This is a genomic window from Exiguobacterium aestuarii (assembly GCF_020171655.1).
In the GTDB taxonomy this organism is placed as follows: Bacteria; Bacillota; Bacilli; order Exiguobacteriales; family Exiguobacteriaceae; genus Exiguobacterium; species Exiguobacterium aestuarii_A.
This window is the reverse complement of record NZ_JAIVAC010000001.1, coordinates 173845-195872: the sequence shown is the minus strand read 5'-3', so window position 1 is coordinate 195872 and position 22028 is coordinate 173845. Positions and strand designations below refer to the sequence as shown.

Sequence of the window (22028 nt, the reverse complement as noted above, 5' to 3'; positions counted from 1 at the left end):
AACTCATTATCAAATGATAGCGGATTCGCAAAAATTCTGCAAGCGGTTTTTATATTCCGGAGTCCATTCCGTTGGACGACCTTCCTTCGTCAAATGAACGAGGCTCGTTCGTCCCGCGAAGAGGAGTTGTTCTCCGTCATATGCCCCGTAATGAATATCACATGAAGTGTTTCCGACCGTCAAGATATTGGCATGCACGGTCAGCTGTTGACGTGGCATGACTTGTCGAACATAGTCACATTGCGCATCGGCGACGACGACAAATCCGTCCTTTAAGGAGAATCCTGTCGCTTCTAGCAACTCGATTCGCGCATCTTCGAAATAGATGAACGGGATCGTGTTGTTCATGTGACCGTACGGATCGCACTCCGAAAAGCGAACTTTTACATCGAGTGCGACCCCTGCTTTGACACGTGTTTCCCAATCTGGCTCTCGAAAGTACTTGGTCATCGGCTCGCTTACGCCTCGACCGCAGAACCGGTGCGACCTTTGTCACTACCGAAGAACTGTTTGAACGAGTGAAGCGTCGTTTGACGGTTCATCGAAGCGATTGACGTCGTGAGCGGGATGCCTTTCGGACAAACTTCGACACAGTTTTGTGCGTTTCCGCACTGCATGATGCCGCCGTCTTCCATAAGTGCTTCGAGGCGGTCTTCCGCGTGGAAGGCACCTGTTGGATGCGAGTTGAAGAGACGGACTTGCGAGATCGCCGCTGGACCGATGAAGTCCGATTTGTCGTTGACGTTTGGACACGCTTCAAGACAAACCCCACATGTCATACATTTTGATAATTCGTACGCCCATTGGCGTTTGTTTTCTGGCATACGCGGTCCTGGACCGAGGTCATACGTTCCATCGATTGGAACCCATGCCTTCACTTTTTTCAACGCGTCGAACATGCGCTGACGGTCGACTTGAAGGTCACGGATAACCGGGAACGTCTTCATCGGCGCGAGGCGGATCGGTTGCTCGAGTTTATCGACGAGCGCTGTACACGACTGGCGTGGCTTCCCGTTGATGATCATCGAGCACGCACCACATACTTCCTCGAGACAGTTCATGTCCCAGTTGATCGGTGTCGTCTTGTCCCCGTTCGCGTTGACCGGGTTACGGCGGATTTCCATCAATGCCGAGATCACGTTCATGTTCGGACGGTACGGCACCGTGAATTCTTCAGTATACGTTGCTTGATCCGGTCCATCTTGGCGTTCGATGATGAAACGGATGTCTTTTTGTTCAGATTGCATTGGCGTCGTCATTTCGTCTTCGCCCCTTTCTTCGAGTAATCCCGTTTACGTGGCGGGATTAACGAAACATCGATGTCTTCATACGAGATATCGACTTCCCCATCTTTGTAACGTGCCATCGTCGTCTTCATGAACTGCTCGTCATTACGTTCCGGGAATTCCGGTTTGTAATGGGCCCCACGGCTCTCGTCCCGCTTGAGTGCGCCGAGTGTGATGACGCGTGCGAGGTCGAGCATGTGGTCGAGCTGTCGAATGAACGATGCCCCTTGGTTGCTCCAGCGTGCCGTATCCGTAGCCGAGATGTTATGGAAACGTTCACGCAATTCTTGGATTTTTTTGTCCGTTGCTTCGAGCTTATCGTTATAACGAACGACTGTGACGTTATCCGTCATGAGTTCACCGAGTTCACGGTGGATTTGATACGCGTTCTCTGTTCCGTCCATCGCAAGGATGTCGTTGAAGCGTTCAATTTCTTCACGCTCGTTGAAATTGAAGAGCGCGTCTGAGACGCTTTCTGTCGCTTGGTCGAGACCACGCATGTAGTTGACCGCTGCAGGACCTGCTTCCATTCCGCCATGAACGGCTGAGAGGAGTGAGTTCGCCCCGAGACGGTTCGCACCGTGCATCGAGTAGTCACATTCACCGGCTGCGAAGAGTCCAGGGATGTTTGTCATTTGATCGTAGTCGACCCACAGTCCGCCCATCGAATAGTGGACTGCCGGGAAGATCTTCATCGGTACTTTACGTGGGTCGTCCCCTACGAATTTCTCGTAGATTTCGAGAATCCCACCAAGTTTGATGTCGAGTTCTTTCGAATCTTTGTGAGACAAGTCGAGGTACACCATGTTCTCGCCGTTGACGCCGAGTTTTTGGTTAACACATACATCGAAAATCTCACGTGTCGCGATGTCACGCGGTACGAGGTTTCCGTATGCTGGATATTTCTCTTCGAGGAAGTACCATGGTTTCCCGTCTTTGTATGTCCAGACACGTCCACCTTCCCCACGAGCCGATTCACTCATGAGACGAAGTTTGTCGTCCCCAGGAATCGCAGTCGGGTGAATTTGGATGAACTCCCCGTTCGCATAGACTGCACCTTGGCGGTAAACCGCTGCCGCTGCTTGTCCTGTGTTGATGACCGAGTTTGTCGACTTACCGAAGATGACCCCTGGGCCACCTGTCGCCAAGATCACCGCGTCCGATGGGAACGCTTTAATTTCCATCGAGCGCAAATCCTGACAGACCGCACCGCGGCAGATCCCTTCTTCATCGATGACGGCACGAAGGAATTCCCATCCCTCATATTTCTCGACAAGACCTTGTGCTTCATAACGACGAACCTGCTCATCGAGTGCATAGAGAAGTTGTTGACCTGTTGTCGCTCCAGCGTAAGCCGTACGGTGGTGAAGCGTTCCACCGAAACGACGGAAGTCTAAGAGACCTTCTGGCGTACGGTTGAACATGACACCCATCCGGTCGAACATGTGGATGATTTTTGGTGCATTCTCTGCCATTTTTTGAACAGGTGGTTGGTTGGCGAGGAAGTCGCCACCGTAGACCGTGTCGTCAAAGTGTTGCCATGGAGAATCGCCTTCCCCTTTCGTGTTGACGGCCCCGTTGATGCCACCTTGGGCACAAACTGAATGTGAACGCTTGACCGGTACAAGCGAGAATAGTTTTACCGGAACACCCATCTCTGCCGACTTGATTGTCGCCATGAGTCCAGCTAGACCGCCACCGATGACGATCAAACTTTGATTTGCCATGTAAAATTCCCCCTAATTACAAGATGCCTGCAAACGTCAAAATCGAACGGATGCCGACAAAAGATAGTGCCAAGAACACGACACCTGATACGTAGCTCATGAGACGTTGCGAACGAGGTGACTGTGTGATTCCCCACGTGATCGAGAACGACCAAAGACCGTTCGCGAAGTGGAACGTAGCCGAAAGAATTCCGACTATGTAGAAGATCAACATGAGCGGGTTGTCGACGATGTTTTGCATCATCTCCGCATTGACTTCTACCCCGCGTAATTTCGCTAAGCGCGTTTCCCAAACGTGCCATGCGATAAAAATCACGAGGAAGACCCCTGTGAAGCGTTGGAAGAGATACAACCAGTTGCGTGCGTATGAGTAACGGTTCGAGTTAATCGATCCAAGAAACGCATAGTACACGCCGTACACGCCGTGGAAGATCATCGGCAATGCGATAATCGTCACTTCAAGGAAGTACAAATACGGTAAGTTCTCCATGAATTTTGCTGCTTTGTTGAATGACTCCACCCCATCGACGATGTAGTAGTTGACCGATAAGTGAACGATCAAAAACAAACCGATTGGAATGACCCCAAGTAGCGAATGGACTTTACGACTGAAGTAGTCACGATGCGCTGCCATTCTAGTTCCCCCTTTTCACGAGCATTGGCTCGTTTTGTCAATAAAAGCGTTTTCAAATGCAGATATAGCTTTCTGACTCCTATTCTACTCTTGTGAAAATTGTATGACAAGATAACCTAGCCGATTTGTGCCACATTCTTTTCAAAAATACAGGATGACCAAATTCAGATTGGTCGTTATAATGATATAGAGAGATTGGAGTGATGGGATAGAATGGAAACGATGAGCCAACCAATTTTCGCGATTGAACTTCTTCGCGACTATGTGTTGACGGACTTGCTTGGTGAAGATTACGCCCAAGTCATCTATTGGTCAGGAAAACGGGTCGCGCGCAAATTCCCGACGATGTCTGACGATGAACTGACTGCATTCTTCGACGAGGCAGGTTGGGGAGCGTTGACGCTCAAAAAGGAACGTGGGAGTAAATTTACATACGAACTGATCCCACCACCTTCGTCCCAAGCCAAGGCGACAGGTTACTATCAGCTCGAAGCTGGATTTTTAGCCGAACAGATTGCAGGTCGTTTCCAGTGCGTCGCGGAAGGATATGCCGATCCCGCCCGAAAAACTGTCCAAATCACCGTCCAACTAGACCGGAAAGACGATTACGAATAAGAGTCGATGCCAAACGCATCGACTCTTATTTTTGATTCTGCTGAAGTTGTTGACGCATGTAGCGACGGAAACCGTTGAGTTCATGTTGATCAAATGTCACGTCTTCCCCTTCATAGCCCTGAGTCGCCTTACGAACGACCGCTACAACATTTCCCGGAAAATGTTCGTTCTCTATCAGCCAACCGAGCGCTTCTTGTTTCGAGAGCAGGGCACGCGCTTGTTCATAGGCCAATCCGCGCACCAAGTTTAACACGCAATAAATCGGATTTTCCTCTATTGTGTTGAGACAGTCGAGCGCATCTGCCCGAATCGCATCAGAAAAATGAGCAGAATCGAATCCGCAGAGCAATTGATGAAGTGGCTGTCCGCGCCAAGTGATACCACGTTGTAAAATCATCAACATATGAGCTGCCAAATCAGAATCGGTGAATCCTTGTTGCAATTCGGTTCGCTCTTCCCCACCTGCCTTTTCAAAACGAGAACGCCACCCTTCACTATAGTGAAACTCGAAGGGACTCGGGTGACACCAGTCTTTTAGCTGGGCCATCGTCATGATACTCAGTTCGAGCGGATATGGTTCGTTTGAGTATAAAAGACAACAGTCGATGATTTTTTGTCGTTCCTCCCGAGTCAATGCGTTCGATACGACGAGCAACAAATCTACATCACTTCGCTTCGGATGAAAGCCACCCATCGCTAATGAACCATGAATGTATATATGCTGAACGGTTGGTAGAAATTCATCAATCGCTCTCACGAATGAAGCGATTGTATTCTCCACGTCTGTCGGAAGCTGTCTCATTCATCCGTATCCTCGTGCACATATTGAAGGACAGTCTCCGCCAGTTTTTCCGGTAGTCCCGCTTCTTTCAATTGTTCGAGCGAGGCAAGACGAATCTGCTTCATCGACCCGAAATGACGGATGAGCTGTTGACGACGTTTCGGACCAACTCCTGGAATCTCGTCTAGGATCGACTTCGTCATCTTCTTCGTCCGCAAGCTACGGTGGAAGGTGATGGCGAAACGGTGGACCTCGTCTTGCATCCGCTGTAATAGATAAAAGGCACTCGATCGTGGATGAAGTTCCACGACCGCACCATGTTCACCGAACAACAGTTGACTCGTCCGATGTCGGTCATCCTTTTTGAGTGAGCCGACCGGTAAATCGAGTCCGAATTCATTTTGGATGACGTCGAGCGCGGCATTCAATTGCCCGATTCCTCCATCAATCAATAGGAGATCCGGTAGACGCTTGTCTTCCGTCAACAGGCGGCGGAACCGTCGCCGCACGACTTCGCGCATCGTCTCGTAATCGTCCGGCCCTTGGACGGTCCGAATCTTATATTTCCGATACTCTTTCTTGAGCGGCTTCCCGTCTTCAAAGACGACGAGCGCCGATACAGCGTCCGCCCCTTGAATGTTCGCGTTATCGATGATGTCGACACGCGACAAGTTAGGAACACCGATTGCTTCCCCGAGTTCGCGCATCGCGAGTAACGTTCGCTCTTCATCCCGAGCGAGCAATTCGAACTTCTCGTTCAAGGCGATCGTTGCGTTTTTCGTCGCCAAATCGAGTAGTTGCTTTTTCGCCCCACGTTTCGGTTGCATCACTTTCGTGCCGATGGCGTCATTTAATAAATCGAGGCGGACCGTTTCGGGTACAAGAATTTCTTTCGGCACGACGTTTTGTTCATAGAACTGAACGATAAAACTTTCGAGCTCTTCGGAAGGTTCCCCATGCATCGGGAAGAGAGAGACGTCTCGCTCGATCATCTTCCCGCCACGCATATAGAATACTTGGACACACATCCAGCCTCGGTCAAGCGTATAACCGAAGACGTCTCGCGCCGTCGGGTCGGCCGTAATCATGTTCTGTTTATTCATGATCGATTCGACCGCTCGAATCTGGTCGCGTAGTTCAGCAGCCCGCTCGAACTGCATGTCTTCAGCGGCACGTCCCATCTCCACATTCAGCTTGGCGAGCGTCTCACTCGTCTCACCGTTCAGGAAACGACGAATCTCGTTGACGATCTCTTTTTGCGAATCCGTGTCGACCGCGAGCTCACAAGGTCCTAAGCACTGCCCGATGTGATAATAGAGACAAAGTTTCTTTGGCATCGGCTGACATTTACGGAGCGGGTAGAGTTTATCGAGCAGACGTTTCGTCTCGTTCGCCGCGTAAGCATTCGGATACGGTCCGAAGTAATGTCCACCGTCTTTCTTTAACTTCCGTGTCGTCAATAGACGCGGATACGGTTCGTTCGTAATTTTGATGTATGGATACGTCTTGTCGTCTTTCAGGCGAATGTTGTACTTCGGGTCGTGCTTTTTGATGAGCGTCATTTCAAGGAGCAACGCCTCGAGTTCGCTCGCCGTCACGATGTACTCAAAGTCACGAATCTCTGCGACGAGACGCATCGTCTTGATGTCGTGCGCGCCCGTGAAGTAAGAGCGGACCCGATTCTTGAGGTTTTTTGCTTTCCCTACATAGATGACCTCGCCATATTCATTTTTGTGCAGATAGCAACCCGGTTCGTCCGGGAGTAGTGCCAATTTATGTTTAATGTGGTCGGTATGACTCAATTCCATTCACCTCAGTTTAGCTTCCTCCTGGACGGGAAAAAGAGTGTGATATCTCGTCAGAGGAGGATTTTATATTATGAAACGATACGATGTCATCATTATCGGTAGCGGATCCGCAGCGGGGCAAGCCGCTTCCATTTTACGCGAAGCCGGTAAAGAAATTGCCATCATTGAAAACTGGACGTTCGGAGGAACGTGTCCTCAACGTGGATGTGACCCGAAAAAAATGCTCGCCGAAGGTGCCGAACTACTCGCCCGCACGGAACGTATGCGCGATCTCGGCGTCGAAGGAAGCCTATCCCTCGATTGGTCGTCCTTTAAAAAGCGGATTGATGAATATCGCTTCTCGATTCCTACGTCAAAAACGCAACATTGGAACGAGATGAACATTGATTTATATCAAGGGGAGCCTCACTTTATCGATGAAGACTCGATCGTCATCGATGGTCATGAGCTCTCCGCCCCTCAATTTTTAATCGCGACGGGTCAAACACCACGCCCTCTCGACATCCCTGGTGGTGAACTAGCGATCACGAGCGATGATGTGTTCGACCTCGACGTCTTACCTGAAGCGATTCACATCGTCGGTGCCGGCTATATCGCTTTTGAATTCGCTCATATCTTCCGCCGCTTCGGAAGCGACGTGACCCTTCTCGTTCGTTCACGTGCGCTGAAGGCATTCGACCCGAACGTCGTCCATCGGCTCGTCGAGGAGTCGAAGCGAATCGGCATCACCGTCCGACACGACGTCGAACCGACACGAATCGACGGGAACGTCTTAACGTTATCAGATGACTCTACCCTTGAAGGAGTTGTCCTTAACGCCACCGGGCGAATTCCAAGCATCGAGCGACTTCATCTCGAAGCAGCAGGCGTCAACGCCGATCATCATGGTGTTCAGGTGAACGAGCATCTCCAGACGAGCAATCCGAATATATACGCCGCCGGAGACGTCGCTAACAGTCCAAATCCTGCCCTCACTCCGTTCGCCGGTCAGGAAGGTCGTCTCGCTGCATTGAACATGCTTCACGGGAATACGCGGGCACTCCCGGAGCGTCCGGCACCGACCATCGTCTATGCGACGCCACCGATTGCCAAAGTCGGTCTTACCGTAGAGGAAGCGGAGACAGAAGGAATCGACTTCGACGTGAAAGAAACGGACATGTCCCATTTCCTCACCTATTCACGCATCAATGACGCGACCGCCTATTCGAAAGTATTATTGAGTGCGGAAGGTCATATCATCGGGGCACATCTGATTGGACACCATGCCCCGGAACTCATCAATCTGTTCTCTTTCATTATACAGAACAAACTGTCGCATCAACACGTGAAGCACTTAGAAGTCGCCTATCCGACGGCTGCCTCCGACCTGACCTATCTGATCTAAACAAAAGACGGGACTCGCCTCATGGCGAATCCCGTCTTTCTCTTATTCGATTCCTTTATCCTTGTCTTCTTTCAATGCGTCTTGTAATGACTTCTCCCAAAGCGGGACCCCTTTCGCATGCGCCGCACGTGAGATGAGGTGCCCCCCAACAGGAGCCGTCAAGAGGACGAAGAAGAGACCGAGCAAGAGTCTTGCATCAAATACCCGTTCATCGACATATACGTGAAGGACGGCCGCAAAGAGGACGAACATGACACCGAGTGTCGCACTCTTTGAGGCAGCGTGTGTTCTCGAATAAATATCTGGGAGACGGATGAGACCGATCGCGGCGACGACCGTGAAGAAGACGCCGATGATCGTGAAGATGCCGGTAATGAGATCAAAGATCATTGTCGCGGTCATGTTGGATAATCTCTCCCCTCTCTAAGAATTTCGAGAACGCCACCGTTCCGATGAAGGCCAAAATACTGAGTAGCAAGATGACTTCAAAATATAACGTCGTATCGAGCAGGATCGACAGTAACGCGACGACCGAGATGAGCGCGATCCCGATTGAGTCGAGGGCGATGACCCGGTCTGCCGTCGTCGGTCCTTTGACGACGCGATACAACATCATCAACATCGCAAGCAAGAGAATGGCGAGCGAGATGTAGATGAGAATGTCTAGTAAATCCATCACTCTGTCGCCTCCTTAATGCTTGATTCAAAGTTATCATAAATATCTTTTTGTAATGCTTCCTTATCCGGCATGTTGAGCGCGTGGATATAGAGCACGGAATTGTCTTTTGACACCTGAACGACGAGCGTCCCTGGTGTGAGCGTGATCAGCATCGAGAGCAAGCTGACTTTCCAGCCTTTGTCGAGAGACGTCTCATACCGGAAGATTCCTGGTTGAATCTTCAGCTTTGGACTAAGGACGAGACGTAACACCTCGAAGTTCGCGAGGAACAGTTCTCGGATGAAGATGAGGAGCAGTTTGAACAGACGCCAGACGCGTGCAAAGTAAAAGCTGCCTCCCCCTGATTTGAAGAATCGGCGCATCATGAACAAGATGAGCAATCCGAGTATATACCCGACGAAGAATCCGCTCGTTGTGAACGATCCCGTGAGGAACATCCAGATGAACGCCAAGAAAAAGTTAATCAATAGTTGATAAGCCATCTGTATTTCACTCCTTTATCACGGCATCGATATAGATTTCTGGATTGACGAGCGGCTCAATTGCTTGCGTGATATACGGATGGATGGCTTCTGCCCCAAATCCGTATGCGACCGCAATGATGAGCAACAAGAAGACCGGTATAATCAAACGTTTCGTATATGGGACGAGTGGTCCGTCATACTCATGCTTCGCCTCTCCCCAGAATCCGTTCAAGAAAATCTTCATGACCGAATAGAGGACGAAGAGACTTGATAAGAGGACAAGTAGTGGTCCGAACAGTTCTCCTTCGTCCATCCCACCTGATACGATCAATAACTTCCCGAAGAATCCACTGAGTGGCGGAATCCCTGCAAGCGAGAGCGCTGCGATGAAGAACGTCCATCCGAACAGCGGGAAGCGTGTGATGAGTCCACCCATATCGCGCAATTGACCGGATTTGGTGATCCCAATCATCATCCCGACGAGCATGAAGAGAACTGCCTTGATGATCATATCGTGAATCAAGTAGTAGAGCGACCCTTCAAGGGACGTCTGCGTGTTGACCGAGATCCCGTACAAAATGACCCCGACCGCAATCATGATGTTGTATATGATGATCAGCTTCACGTCGTTATAAGCGATGGCCCCTGTCATCCCGATGAAGATCGTGAAGACAGCGAGCACCATGAGGAACGTCTGTAAAAACTCACCGTTCCCGTCAAAGAGTAACGTGTACGTCCGTAAAATCGAGTAGACCCCGACTTTCGTCAGGAGTGCACCGAACATCGCGAGAATCGGTGTCGGTGCGACTACATACGCCCCAGGGAGCCAGTAGTGAAGTGGGACGAGTGCCCCTTTCATCCCGAAGACGATGACAAACATTACACCGATGACGGTAATGACGTCCGGGTTATCGACGAGTGGGATTTTCATCGCCAAGTCTGCCAAGTTGAGCGTACCTGTAACGCCATAGAGCAAGGCGACCGACATGACGAAGAGTGCCGAGGCGATGATGTTCACGAGCAAGTATTTGATGGACTCACGTAACTGGACGCCACGTCCACCAAGCACAATCAACACGTATGAAGACATCAAGAAAACCTCGAAGAAAACGAACAAGTTGAAAATATCACCTGTCGTGAAGGCACCGTTCACCCCGACGAGCAAGAAGAGCATCGAGATGTACAAGTAGTTGCCTTCATATGAATCTGAGAAGTAATGGACGGCGAACCACACGATGAAGAGCGTGAGGAGAGTCGACGTCGTCACGAGTAGGGCTGACAACATATCCGATACGAGTGTGATCCCGAACGGCGCTTGCCAGTTCCCGAGGTTGAGGGTTTGAATCCCCTCCGTGGAGACCGTGTGCACAAGGAAGAGTGACACGATCGCCGTAATAACTAAAGCTCCAAGAGCCATCACACGCTGCAGCTGGACCCGTTTTGGCATGAACATCATGATGATGGCCGCAAGCGCAGGAATGACGATTGGAAAGACCGGTAAGTTAATCATACGATTCTGTTCCTTTCATTTCTTCCATATTGTCCGTGCTGAGCTCCTGATACGTGCGGTAGGCAAGTACGAGGAAGAACGCCGTCACCCCGAAACTGATGACGATTGCCGTCAAGACGAGCGCTTGCGGTAACGGGTCTGTGAATTCAGTCACACCGTCGACGAGGACAGGGGCTGCCCCTGTCTTCAAACCTGCCGTCGTCAAGACGAGAAGGTGTGCCGCGTGACTGAACAAGGCTGTGCCGATGATGATGCGTAACAAACTTCTTGAGAGAACAAGATAGACGGCACACATCGTCAAGACACCGATAATGATGCTAACGAAGATTTCCATTATTCACTCTCTCCAATCGTTTGTATAATCGTCAAGGTGATTCCGATGACTACGAGATAAACCCCTAAGTCGAACGCAATCGCCGTGTGGAGCGTCTGTTCACCGAGAAGTGGTAAGTCGAACTTCCCGTAAGCATGCGTCAAGAACGGACGACCCAAGAATACCGAGTGAAGACCTGTCGCGAGTGCAATCAACAATCCACTTGCCGTCATGAGACGGTAGTCGATTGGGAGCACGTTCGCGAGCGTCTTCGAATCAAATGCGAGTAGCAACAAGACGAGTGCCGCGGATGTCATCAATCCACCGATGAACCCTCCACCTGGTGAATAATGACCGGCAAAGAACAAATCGATCGAGAAGATGACGATGATGAAGAAAATGATAATCGCGGCCGTCTGCAAAATAACGTCATTGACGCGTTTGCTGTTTTGCTTCATGTGCACCTTCTCCTTTCGTACGTCGTGTTGTTCTAAATTTAATCATCGTGTAGATCCCGAAAGCCGCAATTCCGAGAACGACGATTTCAAACAAAGTATCAAATCCACGGAAATCGACGAGGACGACGTTGACCATGTTTTTACCTGCTGCAAGCTCATACACGTTCTCTTTGTAATACTCGGAGATCGAGGTGAGCGATTTGTTCGTGAGCGCCATGAAGCTGAGAAGCATCACGGTCGTCCCGACGAGAATGGCCACGATGGCATTCCCGACTTTAAAACGCATCCGTACTTCCTTCTTGCTGATGTCCGGCATGTGATAGAACACGAGCAAGAACAAGGCAACCGAGACCGTCTCGATGACGAGCTGTGTGAGTGCCAAGTCAGGTGCACCGAAGAAGACGAAGAACAGTGCCACGCCGTACCCGACAACCCCGAGTAAGATGATGGACGGTAGACGCGAACGCATAAATAGAATCGCGAGCGCCGCAAGCATGACGACGGCTCCGAGCACATATTCATATGGTGCAATCTCTGCCAAGTTCTCGAACGAGAATCGGTACATGTCGAACCACCAGATGCTAAAGAGCATCATGCCTGAGAGGAAGACGAAAATATAGATCAAGTACGACCGGATGAAGCCAGTCATGTAGTTGTCTTTAAAGCGGTATGCTGCCTTATTCGACCAGACGAGCGTACCATCGTACATCCCGTTGAGCGTCAAACGGTGTGGGATGCGGTTGTAGATCCCCATCCATTTGCCCATTTGCCAGAATAGCAACGAACCGAGAAGGACGACCCCGATCGTCATGAACAACTCTGGCGTCAAACCGTGCCAGAAATAGATATGAACATCGACTTCTTGCCCTTGTGCGACGAGTGTCGGATAGATCGACTCGACGGCTGGTTTGATGAGCGAGTTCGACAAGACGTTCGGGAAGAACCCGAGACCGACAACGAGAAGCGCGAGGATGGCCGGCGAAATCAACATGCCGATCGGCGCCTCATGCGGTTTCTTCGGCAATTGGTCGAACTTCGCCTTGCCCATGAACGTCCGTGTGAACAGCATGATGCTGTAGATGAACGTGAACACACTTCCGACAAATGCAATGACCGGAAGCAAAATTCCAATCGTATCGAGCGCGAAGAAGTCGGCCGAGAAGACTTTCGTCGTCGCCTTCAAGAACATCTCTTTACTTAAGAAACCATTAAACGGCGGAAGACCGGCCATCGATAATGAACCGATGACGGCAATCGTGAACGTGATCGGCATGACCGTCATCAGACCGCCAAGCTTACGAATGTCACGTGTGCCCGTCTCGTGGTCGACGATCCCAGCCATCATAAAGAGCGAGCCTTTGAACGTCGCGTGGTTAATCAAATGGAAGATTGCTGCGATCGTCGCGACCATAAAGATATTGTCATCCATTCCGTCATAGTGGAGCGCAGCCGCACCAAGACCGAGGAGTGACATGATCAGCCCGAGCTGACTGACTGTCGAGAATGCCAAGATTCCCTTCAAGTCGGTCTGCTTCACGGCGTTGAACGAGCCCCAGAACATCGTGAACATCCCGACTCCGGCAATCGTCCATAGCCAGACCGATGACTCTTGGAACACCGGGCTCATACGGGCCACGAGGTAGAGACCCGCCTTGACCATCGTTGCCGAGTGGAGGTACGCACTGACCGGAGTCGGTGCTTCCATCGCGTCAGGTAACCAGATGTGGAACGGGAACTGCGCTGATTTCGTGAACGCCCCGAGCAAGATGAGAACCATCGCGACAAGGAAGAACGGGCTCTCGGCGATGACGCCAGAGTTCGTGACCATATCACGAATGCTGTACGAACCAATCATCGACTCGAGTAAGACGATCCCCCCGAGCATCGACAATCCACCGAATACGGTAAGAAGCATCGACTTCTGTGCGCCGTAACGTGAACGCTCTTTCTCATACCAGTAACCAATCAACAGGAATGATGAAATCGATGTGAGCTCCCAGAACATATACATGACAATCATGTTGTCCGAGAGAACGACCCCGAGCATCGCACTCATGAACATCAAGAGATACACATAGAAATGCCCGAGTGACTCTTTGTCCTTATTCAAATAGTAAATGGAATATAAGACAACGAGTGCGCCGATCCCCGTGATGAGGAGGGCGAACAGTAGACTGAGTCCGTCAACGTATGCCGTGAAGTTGATCCCGAGGGACGGCATCCACGCAATCGTCTCTGTCACGACGTCCCCTGCACTCGTGATCGGAATGAATCCGGCGAAGTAGGTGACGAGCACGACCGGTACGATCAAGACGAACCAGCCTGTATGAATTTGCTTCATCCCCCGAAACAAGAACGGGATGAACGGTGCCGCGAGAAGCGGCAACAAAATAGCTAAATGTAACAGCGACAAGAAAATTCCTCCTTCGAACAGAGTCGTACAATAGATCGAGCCGTAAAGTAAGGTCACTTGACTCCATCATGTCTTCCTCATGAGTATAGCGTAAATTTTCAGTCTGTTTCCATGATAAAAGCTTCCAGTCCGCGCACGCCCTCACTAAAATTCCGAATCTTTTAAATATGAAGGAAGCCGACGGAATTTCTTCAAAAAAATTTTGAAATCAGACGATATGTATCGGATTTTTCCGTGAATGAGGGGGTGTGGAATAACTCAACCTATTCCCTACTTGCCTGTCCTTTTCCTTCTTTTCCGCTCGACAAAACAAAAAAGCAGCCGATTTCAATCGGCTGCTACGCAATTATTGTGCTGTTGCGATAAACTCTTTCAATGCTTCTTTTGGTTGGAAGCCCATTGTTTTCGAAACAGGCTCGCCATCTTTGAACATCATGAGTGTCGGGATACTTTGGATTTGGAAAGCACCTGCGACTTCAGGATTTTCGTCGACGTCGAGTTTCACGATTTGGACTTGGTCACCCATTTCTTGATCGAGTTCTTCGAGAACTGGCGCGATCATGCGACATGGTCCACACCAAGTTGCCCAGAAATCAACGAGGACTACGCCCTCTTTTACATCTTGTTCAAACGATTGAGTCGTTGCGTGTTTAATAGCCATTTGTAAAAACCTCCCCAATAAGATGAGAGAGTCCTGATGTAGAACTCTCATGCAATTCATGTTCAGAGTATACCACGGAGGGTAACAACCCCAAAACGTTTTGCTTATTAGCTATTGACGAGGTGCTTGCGGAACTCTTCTGTCAACATTGGAACGACATCGAACAAATCACCGACGATGCCATAATCCGCCACGCTGAAGATGTTCGCTTCCGGATCTTTGTTGATCGCGACGATGACCTTCGCGTTACTCATCCCTGCCAAGTGTTGGATTGCCCCAGAGATTCCGCACGCGATATAAAGGTCTGGTGTGACGACTTTACCCGTTTGTCCGATTTGAAGCGCATAGTCGCAGTAGTCGGCGTCACATGCTCCACGTGAAGCACCAACCGCTCCTCCGAGAAGTTCAGCCAACTCTTCAAGTGGTTTGAAGCCGTCTTCGCTCTTCACGCCACGTCCGCCTGCGACGATGACTTTCGCTTCCGCCAAGTCGACTTTCCCAGTCGCCTTACGAACGACTTCTTTGACGATCATCGCGAGGTCTTTCAATTCGACTGCTGGCGTTTCAACTGAGACGCTTGCACCTGCTTGACGCGCGAGTGCGTCGATGTTGTTCGGACGAATTGTGAAGAACATGACCGAGTCTTTGAACTTCACTTTCTCGAACGCCTTCCCTGAGTAGATTGGGCGAACGAATTCAGCGTCACGACCTGTTCCTTCGATAGAGACGACGTCACTGATGAGTCCAGCATCGAGACGTGCCGCGAGTTTCGGTGCGATGTCTTTCCCGAGTGCTGTGTGTCCGAGGACGATCATGTCCGGACTTTCTTGCTCGATCAACTGACGGAGCACTTGCCCGTAGCCGTCTGGCGTATAGTGTTTGAGGCGATCGTCTTCAACGACGAGGACACGGCTTGCGCCATACTCCCCAAGTTCTTGCGCGAGTGATTGCACGTGATCCCCAATCACGACTGCCGTCACATCGTCTGTCAATTGCTTCGCCGCAGCGATGGCTTCGAATGATACGTTACGTAACGCGCCTTCACGCGCTTCTGCGAGTACTAAAGCTCTCATCTATGATCTCCCCCTTAAATGACTTTCGCTTCCGTGCGAAGAAGTTGTACGAGCTCGCTCACTTGTGTCGACATGTCGCCTTCAAGGATACGGCCGGCTTTCTTCTCTTCTGGTAAGAATCGTTCGATCGTCTCGATTTTCGCTTCGATTTCATCTTCATCGAGGTCGATGTCCATGAGTTCAAGTTCTTCGAGTGGTTTTTTCTTCGCTTTCATGATCCCTGGCAAGCTCGGGTAACGTGGTTCGTTCAACCCTTGTTGCGCCGTCACGAGAAGTGGGAGTGCAACTTCGATGACTTCTGTATCCCCTTCGACGTCACGTGTGACCGTAGCCGTCGTGCCGTCGATTTCAAGAGCCGTGATCGTCGTCACGTAGTTCATGTCGAGAAGTTCTGCGACACGTGGTGCGACTTGTCCGCTACCGCCATCGATTGCAACGTTCCCTGCAAAGATGAGGTCTGCATCTTGTTCTTTCAAGTATGTGGCGAGCACTTTTGAAATCGTGACGTGGTCCGCATCTTCGACATCGTCCTCGATCGAGATACGAACAGCTTTGTCCGCTCCCATGGCGAGTGCTGTACGAAGCTCTTTGTCCGCGTCTTCCGGTCCTACCGTGACGACCGTGACCTCTCCCCCGAGTGCGTCACGTTTTTGAATCGCTTCTTCGACCGCATATTCGTCATACGGGTTGATGATGAACTCAGCGCCGTCTTCTTGAATTTCCCCATTCTCGAGCTGAATCGCTTCCTCAGTATCAAACGTACGTTTCAGCAAAACAAAAATATTCATGGTTGATCCCCCTTTAGTCAATTCTTTCCCATCATTCATGAATCAGCATTCATTTTTTGAGCTAGTGATAGGGCTCACTGTTAAGTAAGCCCCTTCTTTAACATATGGTGCACATTCGGAAGCGTCGACATCAAGTCATATTTGAAGCCGCTCGCCATCCAGCTCGTCACAACCTCATCGATTGTGCCGAAAATCATCTGACGGGCGAGTCGATAATCTAGATCCTTGTCGAACTCTCCTGTCTCGATTCCGTGTTTGACGACCGAATCGATTAAATTCAAGTATGGTTTGAGCACTTCTCCGATTTTTTGGCGAAGCACCAAGTTCGACTGTCGCAGTTCGATTTGTGTCACGACGGCAAGGTCGTAATCGGCCGACAGTTGTTTTAAGTGTGATTCGATCAACTGATACAACTGATCTCCGGCTGTCGTCTCTTTCCCGATTTGTTGTTTCGAGTAGTCGATGAACAACCCCATCTTCGCTTGGAACAACTCGATCAAGAGATGCTCCTTGTTTTTGAAGTACAAATAGATCGTGCCGTCCGCGACACCCGCCTCTTTGGCGATGGCTGTCACCTTTGCACCGTGATAGCCGTGATTGGCAATTACTTTGACCGCCGCATCAATGATTCGGTCACTTTTCGAAATATGATTTGTCATTAACCCCAAGCTCCTTACCGCTGCAGAAAAATGAATGATGGTTCATTCATTTATTATTCTATCATGCGTACGCTTGGTGTCAACTGCTTTGTTTCACTTGTTTCGCCTTCTCTTCATCGACGAGGACACGGCGTAAAATCTTACCGACGAACGTCTTCGGCAACTCGTCACGGAACTCGTACAGCTTCGGCACTTTATAAGCCGCGAGCTTCTCACGACAATGCTTGTCGAGTTGTTCTTCAGTCACGCTCGACCCGTCACGAAGGACGATGAACGCTTTGACCGTCTCACCACGATACGGGTCAGGGACACCGATACAGACCGCTTCCTTGACGGCCGGATGTTCGTAGAGCACTTCTTCGATTTCACGTGGATAGACGTTGAATCCACCGGCGATGATCATATCTTTCTTCCGGTCGACAATATAGAAGAATCCATCCTCACCCATATAACCGAGGTCACCCGTCGCGAGCCATCCATCTTTCAAGACGGCTGCCGTCTCCTCCGGTTTTTGCCAATAGCCTTTCATGACTTGTGGACCACTCAGCATGATTTCACCGATTTCCCCGATATCTGCTTCCGTCTCTCCGTCTGCTTTTACTATTTTAGCAGAAGTATCCGACAGCGGCGCACCGATTGAGCCGACGATTCGCTTATCCCATAAGAAGTTTGCGTGCGTAACCGGCGACGTCTCAGACAAACCATATCCTTCGACGATGCGACCACCTGTGATCTTCTCGAACTCCTCTTGTACCTCAATCGGAAGCGGTGCCGAACCAGAGATACACGCTTCAATGGATGACAAGTCGTATTTTTTCAGTTTCGGGTCGTTCAAGATCCCGACGTACATCGTCGGAGCGCCCGGGAAGAAGTGCGGCTTTTTCTTCTGAATCGTCTTCAGGACATCCGTCACTTCGAAGCGCGGCACGAGGACGAGCTCATACCCGTTCGTGACACCGAAGTTCAGACAGCACGACATCCCGTAGACGTGGAAGAACGGAACGACACACAAGACGCGCTTCTCGTCCCCGCGATTATACTTATAGAATAAGTTCGTGATTTGGTCCGCGTTCGCCGTCAAGTTGAAGTGGGTCAACATGACGCCTTTCGGAAGTCCCGTCGTCCCGCCTGTATATTGAAGAACCGCGACGTCTTCTTTCGGATTGATGTCGAGCGGCGTGACCGGATTAAAGTCTTTGTAGTCTTTAAACGGCGTCGAGCCGGTCGTGTCGATCACGATATTATTTTCTCGTTTCACTTTGATCGGATACAGCTTGTTTTTCGGGAACGGTAAGTAATCGGCGATACTTGTCGTGATCACGGTTTGGATCTCCGTCTTTTCACTGACGCGAAGCGTTTTCGGATAGAGCAAGTCGAGGGTGATGACAATTTTGACGCCCGCATCCGTGATGAGGTTATCAAGCTCCCGCTCCGTATAAAGCGGGTTCGTCTGGACGACCGTCCCTCCTGCATAGAGCACGGCATAGAACGAGATGACGTATTGAGGACAGTTCGGAAGCATGAGGCTGACGCGGTCCCCTTTTTCAAGTCCTTTCGCTTGGAGCATCGTGGCGAGTCGACGTGCGGCATCATCGATCTCCGCGAATGTCCACTCTTTCCCGATAAAGGAGACGGCCGTACGATTCGGATAATCCTTTGCTGCGCGAGACAATGCCTCATAGAGCGGCTTTACCTCGTAATCAATCGACTGGGGCATACCTTCTGGATAATCTTGTAACCACGGTTTGTTCATCGCTGTTCCTCCTTGGAAATGAATACTCATTCAGTTAACTCCATTATAATGCTAAGAAAACGCTTTCATCTACCCTTTACCCGATAATTTTCAGAAAATATCAAAAAAAGCGATTGGATTTGTCATCCAATCGCTGTTATACCCGCCTAAAATAGGAATTGTTCGAATCCAGCTGTTCAAGCTTCTGATTCATTAATTGTTGTAACTCATTCTCGTGACGGATGTTCGAGAAATCCGTTCCGAACCACGCCTCCATCTCTGGTCTAGAGAAGGCATACGTCCGGTTCGGGAAGGCGAAGCGGACGATTTCCGCATTCGGAATGAGCGTGAAGTAAGTAGCCGCATTCCGAATCGCAAGACGCTCTTGCTCCGCTCGCTCCATTCCTGGATCTTCGTAACGGACGGTCAACCCATAAGGACGCTTCTTCGTCTGCAACTCGACCGATTGATAGCATTCGTGTAGCGGTAAGCTCCCGGCAATCCCGACGACGGCGGCATTGTCCCCGACTTTCGAACCTCTATATTCAAAGGCGTTCGGTTCCGGATTCGTGCAACCTACTAGTGAGATGGCGAGAACGAGCAACAGACAGAAGCGTTTCATAGGTGTCCCTCCTTACGATTTGAGTTTCAAGTTGAAGCGGTAGAGCAAGCGTTTGGCGAGTAAGTGAGCCAGGAAGGCCGCAATCACAAATCCAATCACATACAAGATCATGTTTTGCGGGTACGAGATGACCGAGAACAATACGCCACCTAACATCGCGAAGCAAATGACGATGACGATATGGATGAGCCACAACCAGCTCGAGAACATGAAGAAGCGTCCGTTGTTCTCTTGTGGTGCTTCCTTAAACATCCACAACCCGAGACCAAATGTGAGCACGATGTTCGCAATCGCAAGGATCGGGGCGTACGTGATAAAGTCATTCCACACCGATTGATCGGTATACACTGAATACATATCGACATTGAAGATATTGTTTAGCGGTGACAAAATTCGCATCGGGATACTCTCGAACGCTTCATCAACAAACGAGAAGAGTCGATCTGGGAAAAACGCATAGAGTGAACCTTGGACGAGGAGTAAAATCCCCATCGGAAAGATGAGCGCGACAAACGTCCAGATGACTTGTGAGATGGACTCTCCGCCAAACGATCCCATCCATAATGAGAGCGAGAAGAACGAAATTCCAGATAGCATCAAGAATAGAATCATCGCGATCACCTTGAACTCTTTTCCTTCCATCAAGAAGGAGTAATCGGAGAAGCGGATGATGAGGAACATCAACGTCCCACCAATCAAGGTCGATGTTACAATTCCTGTCGCACCGAGCACCCATTTCGATATGTATAGCTGGGTACGCGTGTACGGTAACGACATCGTGAAATCGGACATTTGGCTATTGCGTTCACTTCCGATCAACACGGACGCCATGAGGGCACCAAAGATGACAAACAAGAAAATGACACCGCCTGACGGAATGAGTCCGTTCAGACCTCCGAGGTATCCGTATCCAGATCCATCCCCGAAGAAGTCTTCCGGCACCATCTCGTTCACATCACCTGTCACGATATCTGGGAAGTCGCTCGGGTTTTGTTTAATTTCAAGAATCTGTTGTTCGTACGCATACATATCCGTCCATACCGGCACCGTGAAGGCGACGATTCCTAAGAAGACGAGCAAGATCCAAAGCAGCGACACTTGTTTCCAATCTTTCTTCAACAACACTTTAGACAGCATGAGCTTCTCCTCCTAACTGGATACGGAATACGTCTTCGAGAGACATCGGGATCTCTTCGATGAGCATCGGATTGTATGAATCGATGAACGTCTCGAGCTCCTCCGTCCGTTCTTTCGCCATGAACAGCACGACACGTCCAGTCACGCTGATGATTTCGATATCTTTTCGTTCGAGCAATTCGACCGGGACATGGTCGTTGAAGACGACTTGCCACTTAATGCTGAGGGCACGCGCCTCTTCAAGCGACATGATTGCTTTGACGCGTCCGCTCTCGATCATGATGATACGGTCGGCGATTCGTTCGAGTTCGTGTAATTGGTGGCTCGAGACGATAATCGAGCAGTTCCGTTTCTCGACCTGGGCGATCATCAGTTTCAACACGTCTGACTTGGCAACTACGTCTAAACCGTCCGTCGGTTCATCAAGCAGATAGTATTTCGCTTGGACGGCGAAAGCGAGCGATAACGTGACGAGCGCCTTCTGTCCTTTTGACAGTTGGCGAATCTTTTTGTTCTCAATGTTGTAACGCGTCAACGTCTCACGGAAAGCGGAACGATTGAACGATGGATAGATTGATTCGTATAAGTCGGTCGCTTCGTTCACCGTGTAGTGTTTGAGTGCATCCGCTGAATCCGGTACGAAGATGACGTCCCGCTTCAATCCTGCGTCTTTAAAGATACTTTTCGTTCCATATAACACGTCTCCCTGATCGGGGCGGATGATTCCGACCATTGTCCGGAGAAGTGTCGTCTTGCCGGCACCGTTACGCCCGACAAGCGCAACGATTTCTCCTGATTCGACGGTAAAGTCAATTCCGTCCAAAATCGTCTGACGGTCGATTTGTTTACTCAATTGCTCAACTTTCAGCATTGGCTTCCCCTACTTTCTCATATTCGGTCCGCAATACGTCGATGGCTTCTTCTAACGGCACATTCGCATAATGGCAATCAATCGCGATCTTCTTGATTGATGCGATGACCGGTTCTCTTGATGCATCATCGTCTACCCAATCTTCGGAGACGAACGTCCCGCGCCCGCGTCGCATCTCGAGGAGACCGAGTCTCTCCAACTCCTGATACGCCTTACTGACCGTATTTGGATTGATGACGAGGTCGGTGGCAAGTTCGCGTACAGACATCACCTTGTCTCCCGGACGTAAGATGCCGCGGATGACGAGTTCTTTCGTTTGATTGACGATTTGTTCGTAAAGCGGTTCTGAACTCTTCATATCAATTTTGTATAACATGGGTCACACCCTCTCATAGTCAATGTCACTCTTTAAG

Annotated in this window: 24 protein-coding genes; 2 read left to right on the top strand and 22 right to left on the bottom strand. The window is 50.1% G+C overall.

All coding sequences use genetic code 11. The features are described 5' to 3' along the window. Window positions 1–9: 9 nt before the first annotated feature. From LCM29_RS01025 to LCM29_RS01010, 4 genes are read right to left on the bottom strand one after another with little or no spacing between them, the layout of a single operon-like run. A complete protein-coding gene (locus LCM29_RS01025) occupies window positions 10–450 on the bottom strand; it encodes an acyl-CoA thioesterase (protein ID WP_224860390.1) in 441 nt (146 codons plus the stop codon). A gap of 8 nt (window positions 451–458) precedes the next feature. Next, window positions 459–1247 (bottom strand): succinate dehydrogenase iron-sulfur subunit, encoded by a 789-nt coding sequence (sdhB, locus tag LCM29_RS01020; RefSeq protein WP_193343274.1) that lies wholly within the window; start codon window positions 1245–1247, stop codon window positions 459–461. Between the two features lie 8 nt (window positions 1248–1255). Next, the gene (gene sdhA, locus LCM29_RS01015; protein ID WP_074032768.1) at window positions 1256–3013 is read right to left on the bottom strand and encodes a succinate dehydrogenase flavoprotein subunit; all 1758 of its coding nucleotides are present in this window, start codon (window positions 3011–3013) and stop codon (window positions 1256–1258) included. 16 nt (window positions 3014–3029) lie between these two features. Continuing rightward, window positions 3030–3647, bottom strand: a complete 618-nt coding sequence (locus LCM29_RS01010) for a succinate dehydrogenase cytochrome b558 subunit (protein ID WP_015881102.1) — start codon at window positions 3645–3647, stop codon at window positions 3030–3032. Window positions 3648–3869: 222 nt separating this feature from the next. Between LCM29_RS01010 and LCM29_RS01005 the strand changes: the two genes are divergently transcribed. After that, entirely contained in the window at window positions 3870–4262 is a 393-nt protein-coding gene (locus tag LCM29_RS01005; RefSeq protein ID WP_224860388.1) for a YslB family protein, read from the top strand. A 25-nt stretch (window positions 4263–4287) separates the two neighbouring features. On the opposite strand, the gene LCM29_RS01000 is transcribed toward LCM29_RS01005, so the two are convergent. Both LCM29_RS01000 and uvrC read right to left on the bottom strand, forming a co-directional pair. Beyond that, entirely contained in the window at window positions 4288–5064 is a 777-nt protein-coding gene (locus tag LCM29_RS01000) for an aminoglycoside adenylyltransferase domain-containing protein (protein ID WP_224860386.1), read from the bottom strand. Next, window positions 5061–6851 carry an excinuclease ABC subunit UvrC gene (gene uvrC, locus LCM29_RS00995; RefSeq protein WP_224860384.1) on the bottom strand — a complete coding sequence of 597 codons (1791 nt, stop codon included), beginning with the start codon at window positions 6849–6851 and terminating at the stop codon, window positions 5061–5063. Before uvrC ends, LCM29_RS01000 begins: the two co-directional genes overlap by 4 nt. 70 nt (window positions 6852–6921) lie before the next feature. Between uvrC and LCM29_RS00990 the strand changes: the two genes are divergently transcribed. Next, window positions 6922–8235 (top strand): dihydrolipoyl dehydrogenase family protein, encoded by a 1314-nt coding sequence (locus LCM29_RS00990; protein ID WP_224860382.1) that lies wholly within the window; start codon window positions 6922–6924, stop codon window positions 8233–8235. A gap of 42 nt (window positions 8236–8277) precedes the next feature. On the opposite strand, the gene mnhG is transcribed toward LCM29_RS00990, so the two are convergent. From mnhG to LCM29_RS00910, 16 genes are all read right to left on the bottom strand, one after another. After that, on the bottom strand, window positions 8278–8637 hold the full coding sequence (gene mnhG / locus LCM29_RS00985; RefSeq protein ID WP_015881097.1) for a monovalent cation/H(+) antiporter subunit G: 360 nt from the start codon (window positions 8635–8637) through the stop codon (window positions 8278–8280). Next, complete coding sequence (locus LCM29_RS00980; protein WP_026826530.1) at window positions 8615–8911, bottom strand: Na(+)/H(+) antiporter subunit F1; 297 nt, start codon at window positions 8909–8911, stop codon at window positions 8615–8617. The genes mnhG and LCM29_RS00980 overlap by 23 nt, the downstream gene beginning before the upstream one ends. After that, on the bottom strand, window positions 8911–9396 hold the full coding sequence (locus LCM29_RS00975; protein ID WP_224860380.1) for a Na+/H+ antiporter subunit E: 486 nt from the start codon (window positions 9394–9396) through the stop codon (window positions 8911–8913). The genes LCM29_RS00980 and LCM29_RS00975 overlap by 1 nt, the downstream gene beginning before the upstream one ends. 7 nt (window positions 9397–9403) lie before the next feature. After that, window positions 9404–10888 (bottom strand): Na+/H+ antiporter subunit D, encoded by a 1485-nt coding sequence (locus LCM29_RS00970; RefSeq protein ID WP_224860378.1) that lies wholly within the window; start codon window positions 10886–10888, stop codon window positions 9404–9406. Continuing rightward, window positions 10881–11222: a Na(+)/H(+) antiporter subunit C gene (locus tag LCM29_RS00965; protein ID WP_015881093.1), complete on the bottom strand. Its 342-nt coding sequence runs from the start codon at window positions 11220–11222 to the stop codon at window positions 10881–10883. The genes LCM29_RS00970 and LCM29_RS00965 overlap by 8 nt, the downstream gene beginning before the upstream one ends. Then, a complete protein-coding gene (locus LCM29_RS00960) occupies window positions 11222–11659 on the bottom strand; it encodes a Na(+)/H(+) antiporter subunit B (protein ID WP_214785305.1) in 438 nt (145 codons plus the stop codon). Before LCM29_RS00960 ends, LCM29_RS00965 begins: the two co-directional genes overlap by 1 nt. Further along, window positions 11631–14072, bottom strand: a complete 2442-nt coding sequence (locus LCM29_RS00955; RefSeq protein ID WP_224860376.1) for a Na+/H+ antiporter subunit A — start codon at window positions 14070–14072, stop codon at window positions 11631–11633. The genes LCM29_RS00960 and LCM29_RS00955 overlap by 29 nt, the downstream gene beginning before the upstream one ends. A gap of 346 nt (window positions 14073–14418) precedes the next feature. After that, entirely contained in the window at window positions 14419–14733 is a 315-nt protein-coding gene (gene trxA, locus LCM29_RS00950; protein WP_015881090.1) for a thioredoxin, read from the bottom strand. Between the two features lie 107 nt (window positions 14734–14840). Then, on the bottom strand, window positions 14841–15806 hold the full coding sequence (locus LCM29_RS00945; protein ID WP_224860374.1) for an electron transfer flavoprotein subunit alpha/FixB family protein: 966 nt from the start codon (window positions 15804–15806) through the stop codon (window positions 14841–14843). Between the two features lie 14 nt (window positions 15807–15820). Continuing rightward, entirely contained in the window at window positions 15821–16594 is a 774-nt protein-coding gene (locus LCM29_RS00940; RefSeq protein WP_031421365.1) for an electron transfer flavoprotein subunit beta/FixA family protein, read from the bottom strand. 80 nt (window positions 16595–16674) lie between these two features. Then, complete coding sequence (locus LCM29_RS00935; protein WP_224860372.1) at window positions 16675–17253, bottom strand: TetR/AcrR family transcriptional regulator; 579 nt, start codon at window positions 17251–17253, stop codon at window positions 16675–16677. 79 nt (window positions 17254–17332) lie between these two features. Next, window positions 17333–19006, bottom strand: a complete 1674-nt coding sequence (locus LCM29_RS00930) for an AMP-binding protein (protein ID WP_224860370.1) — start codon at window positions 19004–19006, stop codon at window positions 17333–17335. A 136-nt stretch (window positions 19007–19142) separates the two neighbouring features. Further along, window positions 19143–19607 (bottom strand): DUF4825 domain-containing protein, encoded by a 465-nt coding sequence (locus LCM29_RS00925; protein ID WP_224860368.1) that lies wholly within the window; start codon window positions 19605–19607, stop codon window positions 19143–19145. A gap of 12 nt (window positions 19608–19619) precedes the next feature. Next, window positions 19620–20744 (bottom strand): ABC transporter permease subunit, encoded by a 1125-nt coding sequence (locus LCM29_RS00920; RefSeq protein WP_224860366.1) that lies wholly within the window; start codon window positions 20742–20744, stop codon window positions 19620–19622. Next, window positions 20734–21615, bottom strand: a complete 882-nt coding sequence (locus LCM29_RS00915) for an ABC transporter ATP-binding protein (RefSeq protein WP_224860364.1) — start codon at window positions 21613–21615, stop codon at window positions 20734–20736. Before LCM29_RS00915 ends, LCM29_RS00920 begins: the two co-directional genes overlap by 11 nt. Next, window positions 21602–21991 carry a GntR family transcriptional regulator gene (locus LCM29_RS00910; protein ID WP_074032742.1) on the bottom strand — a complete coding sequence of 130 codons (390 nt, stop codon included), beginning with the start codon at window positions 21989–21991 and terminating at the stop codon, window positions 21602–21604. The genes LCM29_RS00915 and LCM29_RS00910 overlap by 14 nt, the downstream gene beginning before the upstream one ends. Window positions 21992–22028 lie beyond the last annotated feature (37 nt).

What these genes read in the sequence shown, in the direction of transcription:
- LCM29_RS01025 (WP_224860390.1), bottom strand. Translation starts at nt 450, where the DNA reads ATGACCAAGTACTTTCGAGAGCCAGATTGGGAAACACGTGTCAAAGCA.
- sdhB (WP_193343274.1), bottom strand. Translation starts at nt 1,247, where the DNA reads ATGCAATCTGAACAAAAAGACATCCGTTTCATCATCGAACGCCAAGAT.
- sdhA (WP_074032768.1), bottom strand. Translation starts at nt 3,013, where the DNA reads ATGGCAAATCAAAGTTTGATCGTCATCGGTGGCGGTCTAGCTGGACTC.
- LCM29_RS01010 (WP_015881102.1), bottom strand. Translation starts at nt 3,647, where the DNA reads ATGGCAGCGCATCGTGACTACTTCAGTCGTAAAGTCCATTCGCTACTT.
- LCM29_RS01005 (WP_224860388.1), top strand. Translation starts at nt 3,870, where the DNA reads ATGAGCCAACCAATTTTCGCGATTGAACTTCTTCGCGACTATGTGTTG.
- LCM29_RS01000 (WP_224860386.1), bottom strand. Translation starts at nt 5,064, where the DNA reads ATGAGACAGCTTCCGACAGACGTGGAGAATACAATCGCTTCATTCGTG.
- uvrC (WP_224860384.1), bottom strand. Translation starts at nt 6,851, where the DNA reads ATGGAATTGAGTCATACCGACCACATTAAACATAAATTGGCACTACTC.
- LCM29_RS00990 (WP_224860382.1), top strand. Translation starts at nt 6,922, where the DNA reads ATGAAACGATACGATGTCATCATTATCGGTAGCGGATCCGCAGCGGGG.
- mnhG (WP_015881097.1), bottom strand. Translation starts at nt 8,637, where the DNA reads ATGACCGCGACAATGATCTTTGATCTCATTACCGGCATCTTCACGATC.
- LCM29_RS00980 (WP_026826530.1), bottom strand. Translation starts at nt 8,911, where the DNA reads ATGGATTTACTAGACATTCTCATCTACATCTCGCTCGCCATTCTCTTG.
- LCM29_RS00975 (WP_224860380.1), bottom strand. Translation starts at nt 9,396, where the DNA reads ATGGCTTATCAACTATTGATTAACTTTTTCTTGGCGTTCATCTGGATG.
- LCM29_RS00970 (WP_224860378.1), bottom strand. Translation starts at nt 10,888, where the DNA reads ATGATTAACTTACCGGTCTTTCCAATCGTCATTCCTGCGCTTGCGGCC.
- LCM29_RS00965 (WP_015881093.1), bottom strand. Translation starts at nt 11,222, where the DNA reads ATGGAAATCTTCGTTAGCATCATTATCGGTGTCTTGACGATGTGTGCC.
- LCM29_RS00960 (WP_214785305.1), bottom strand. Translation starts at nt 11,659, where the DNA reads ATGAAGCAAAACAGCAAACGCGTCAATGACGTTATTTTGCAGACGGCC.
- trxA (WP_015881090.1), bottom strand. Translation starts at nt 14,733, where the DNA reads ATGGCTATTAAACACGCAACGACTCAATCGTTTGAACAAGATGTAAAA.
- LCM29_RS00945 (WP_224860374.1), bottom strand. Translation starts at nt 15,806, where the DNA reads ATGAGAGCTTTAGTACTCGCAGAAGCGCGTGAAGGCGCGTTACGTAAC.
- LCM29_RS00940 (WP_031421365.1), bottom strand. Translation starts at nt 16,594, where the DNA reads ATGAATATTTTTGTTTTGCTGAAACGTACGTTTGATACTGAGGAAGCG.
- LCM29_RS00935 (WP_224860372.1), bottom strand. Translation starts at nt 17,253, where the DNA reads ATGACAAATCATATTTCGAAAAGTGACCGAATCATTGATGCGGCGGTC.
- LCM29_RS00930 (WP_224860370.1), bottom strand. Translation starts at nt 19,006, where the DNA reads ATGAACAAACCGTGGTTACAAGATTATCCAGAAGGTATGCCCCAGTCG.
- LCM29_RS00925 (WP_224860368.1), bottom strand. Translation starts at nt 19,607, where the DNA reads ATGAAACGCTTCTGTCTGTTGCTCGTTCTCGCCATCTCACTAGTAGGT.
- LCM29_RS00920 (WP_224860366.1), bottom strand. Translation starts at nt 20,744, where the DNA reads ATGCTGTCTAAAGTGTTGTTGAAGAAAGATTGGAAACAAGTGTCGCTG.
- LCM29_RS00915 (WP_224860364.1), bottom strand. Translation starts at nt 21,615, where the DNA reads ATGCTGAAAGTTGAGCAATTGAGTAAACAAATCGACCGTCAGACGATT.
- LCM29_RS00910 (WP_074032742.1), bottom strand. Translation starts at nt 21,991, where the DNA reads ATGTTATACAAAATTGATATGAAGAGTTCAGAACCGCTTTACGAACAA.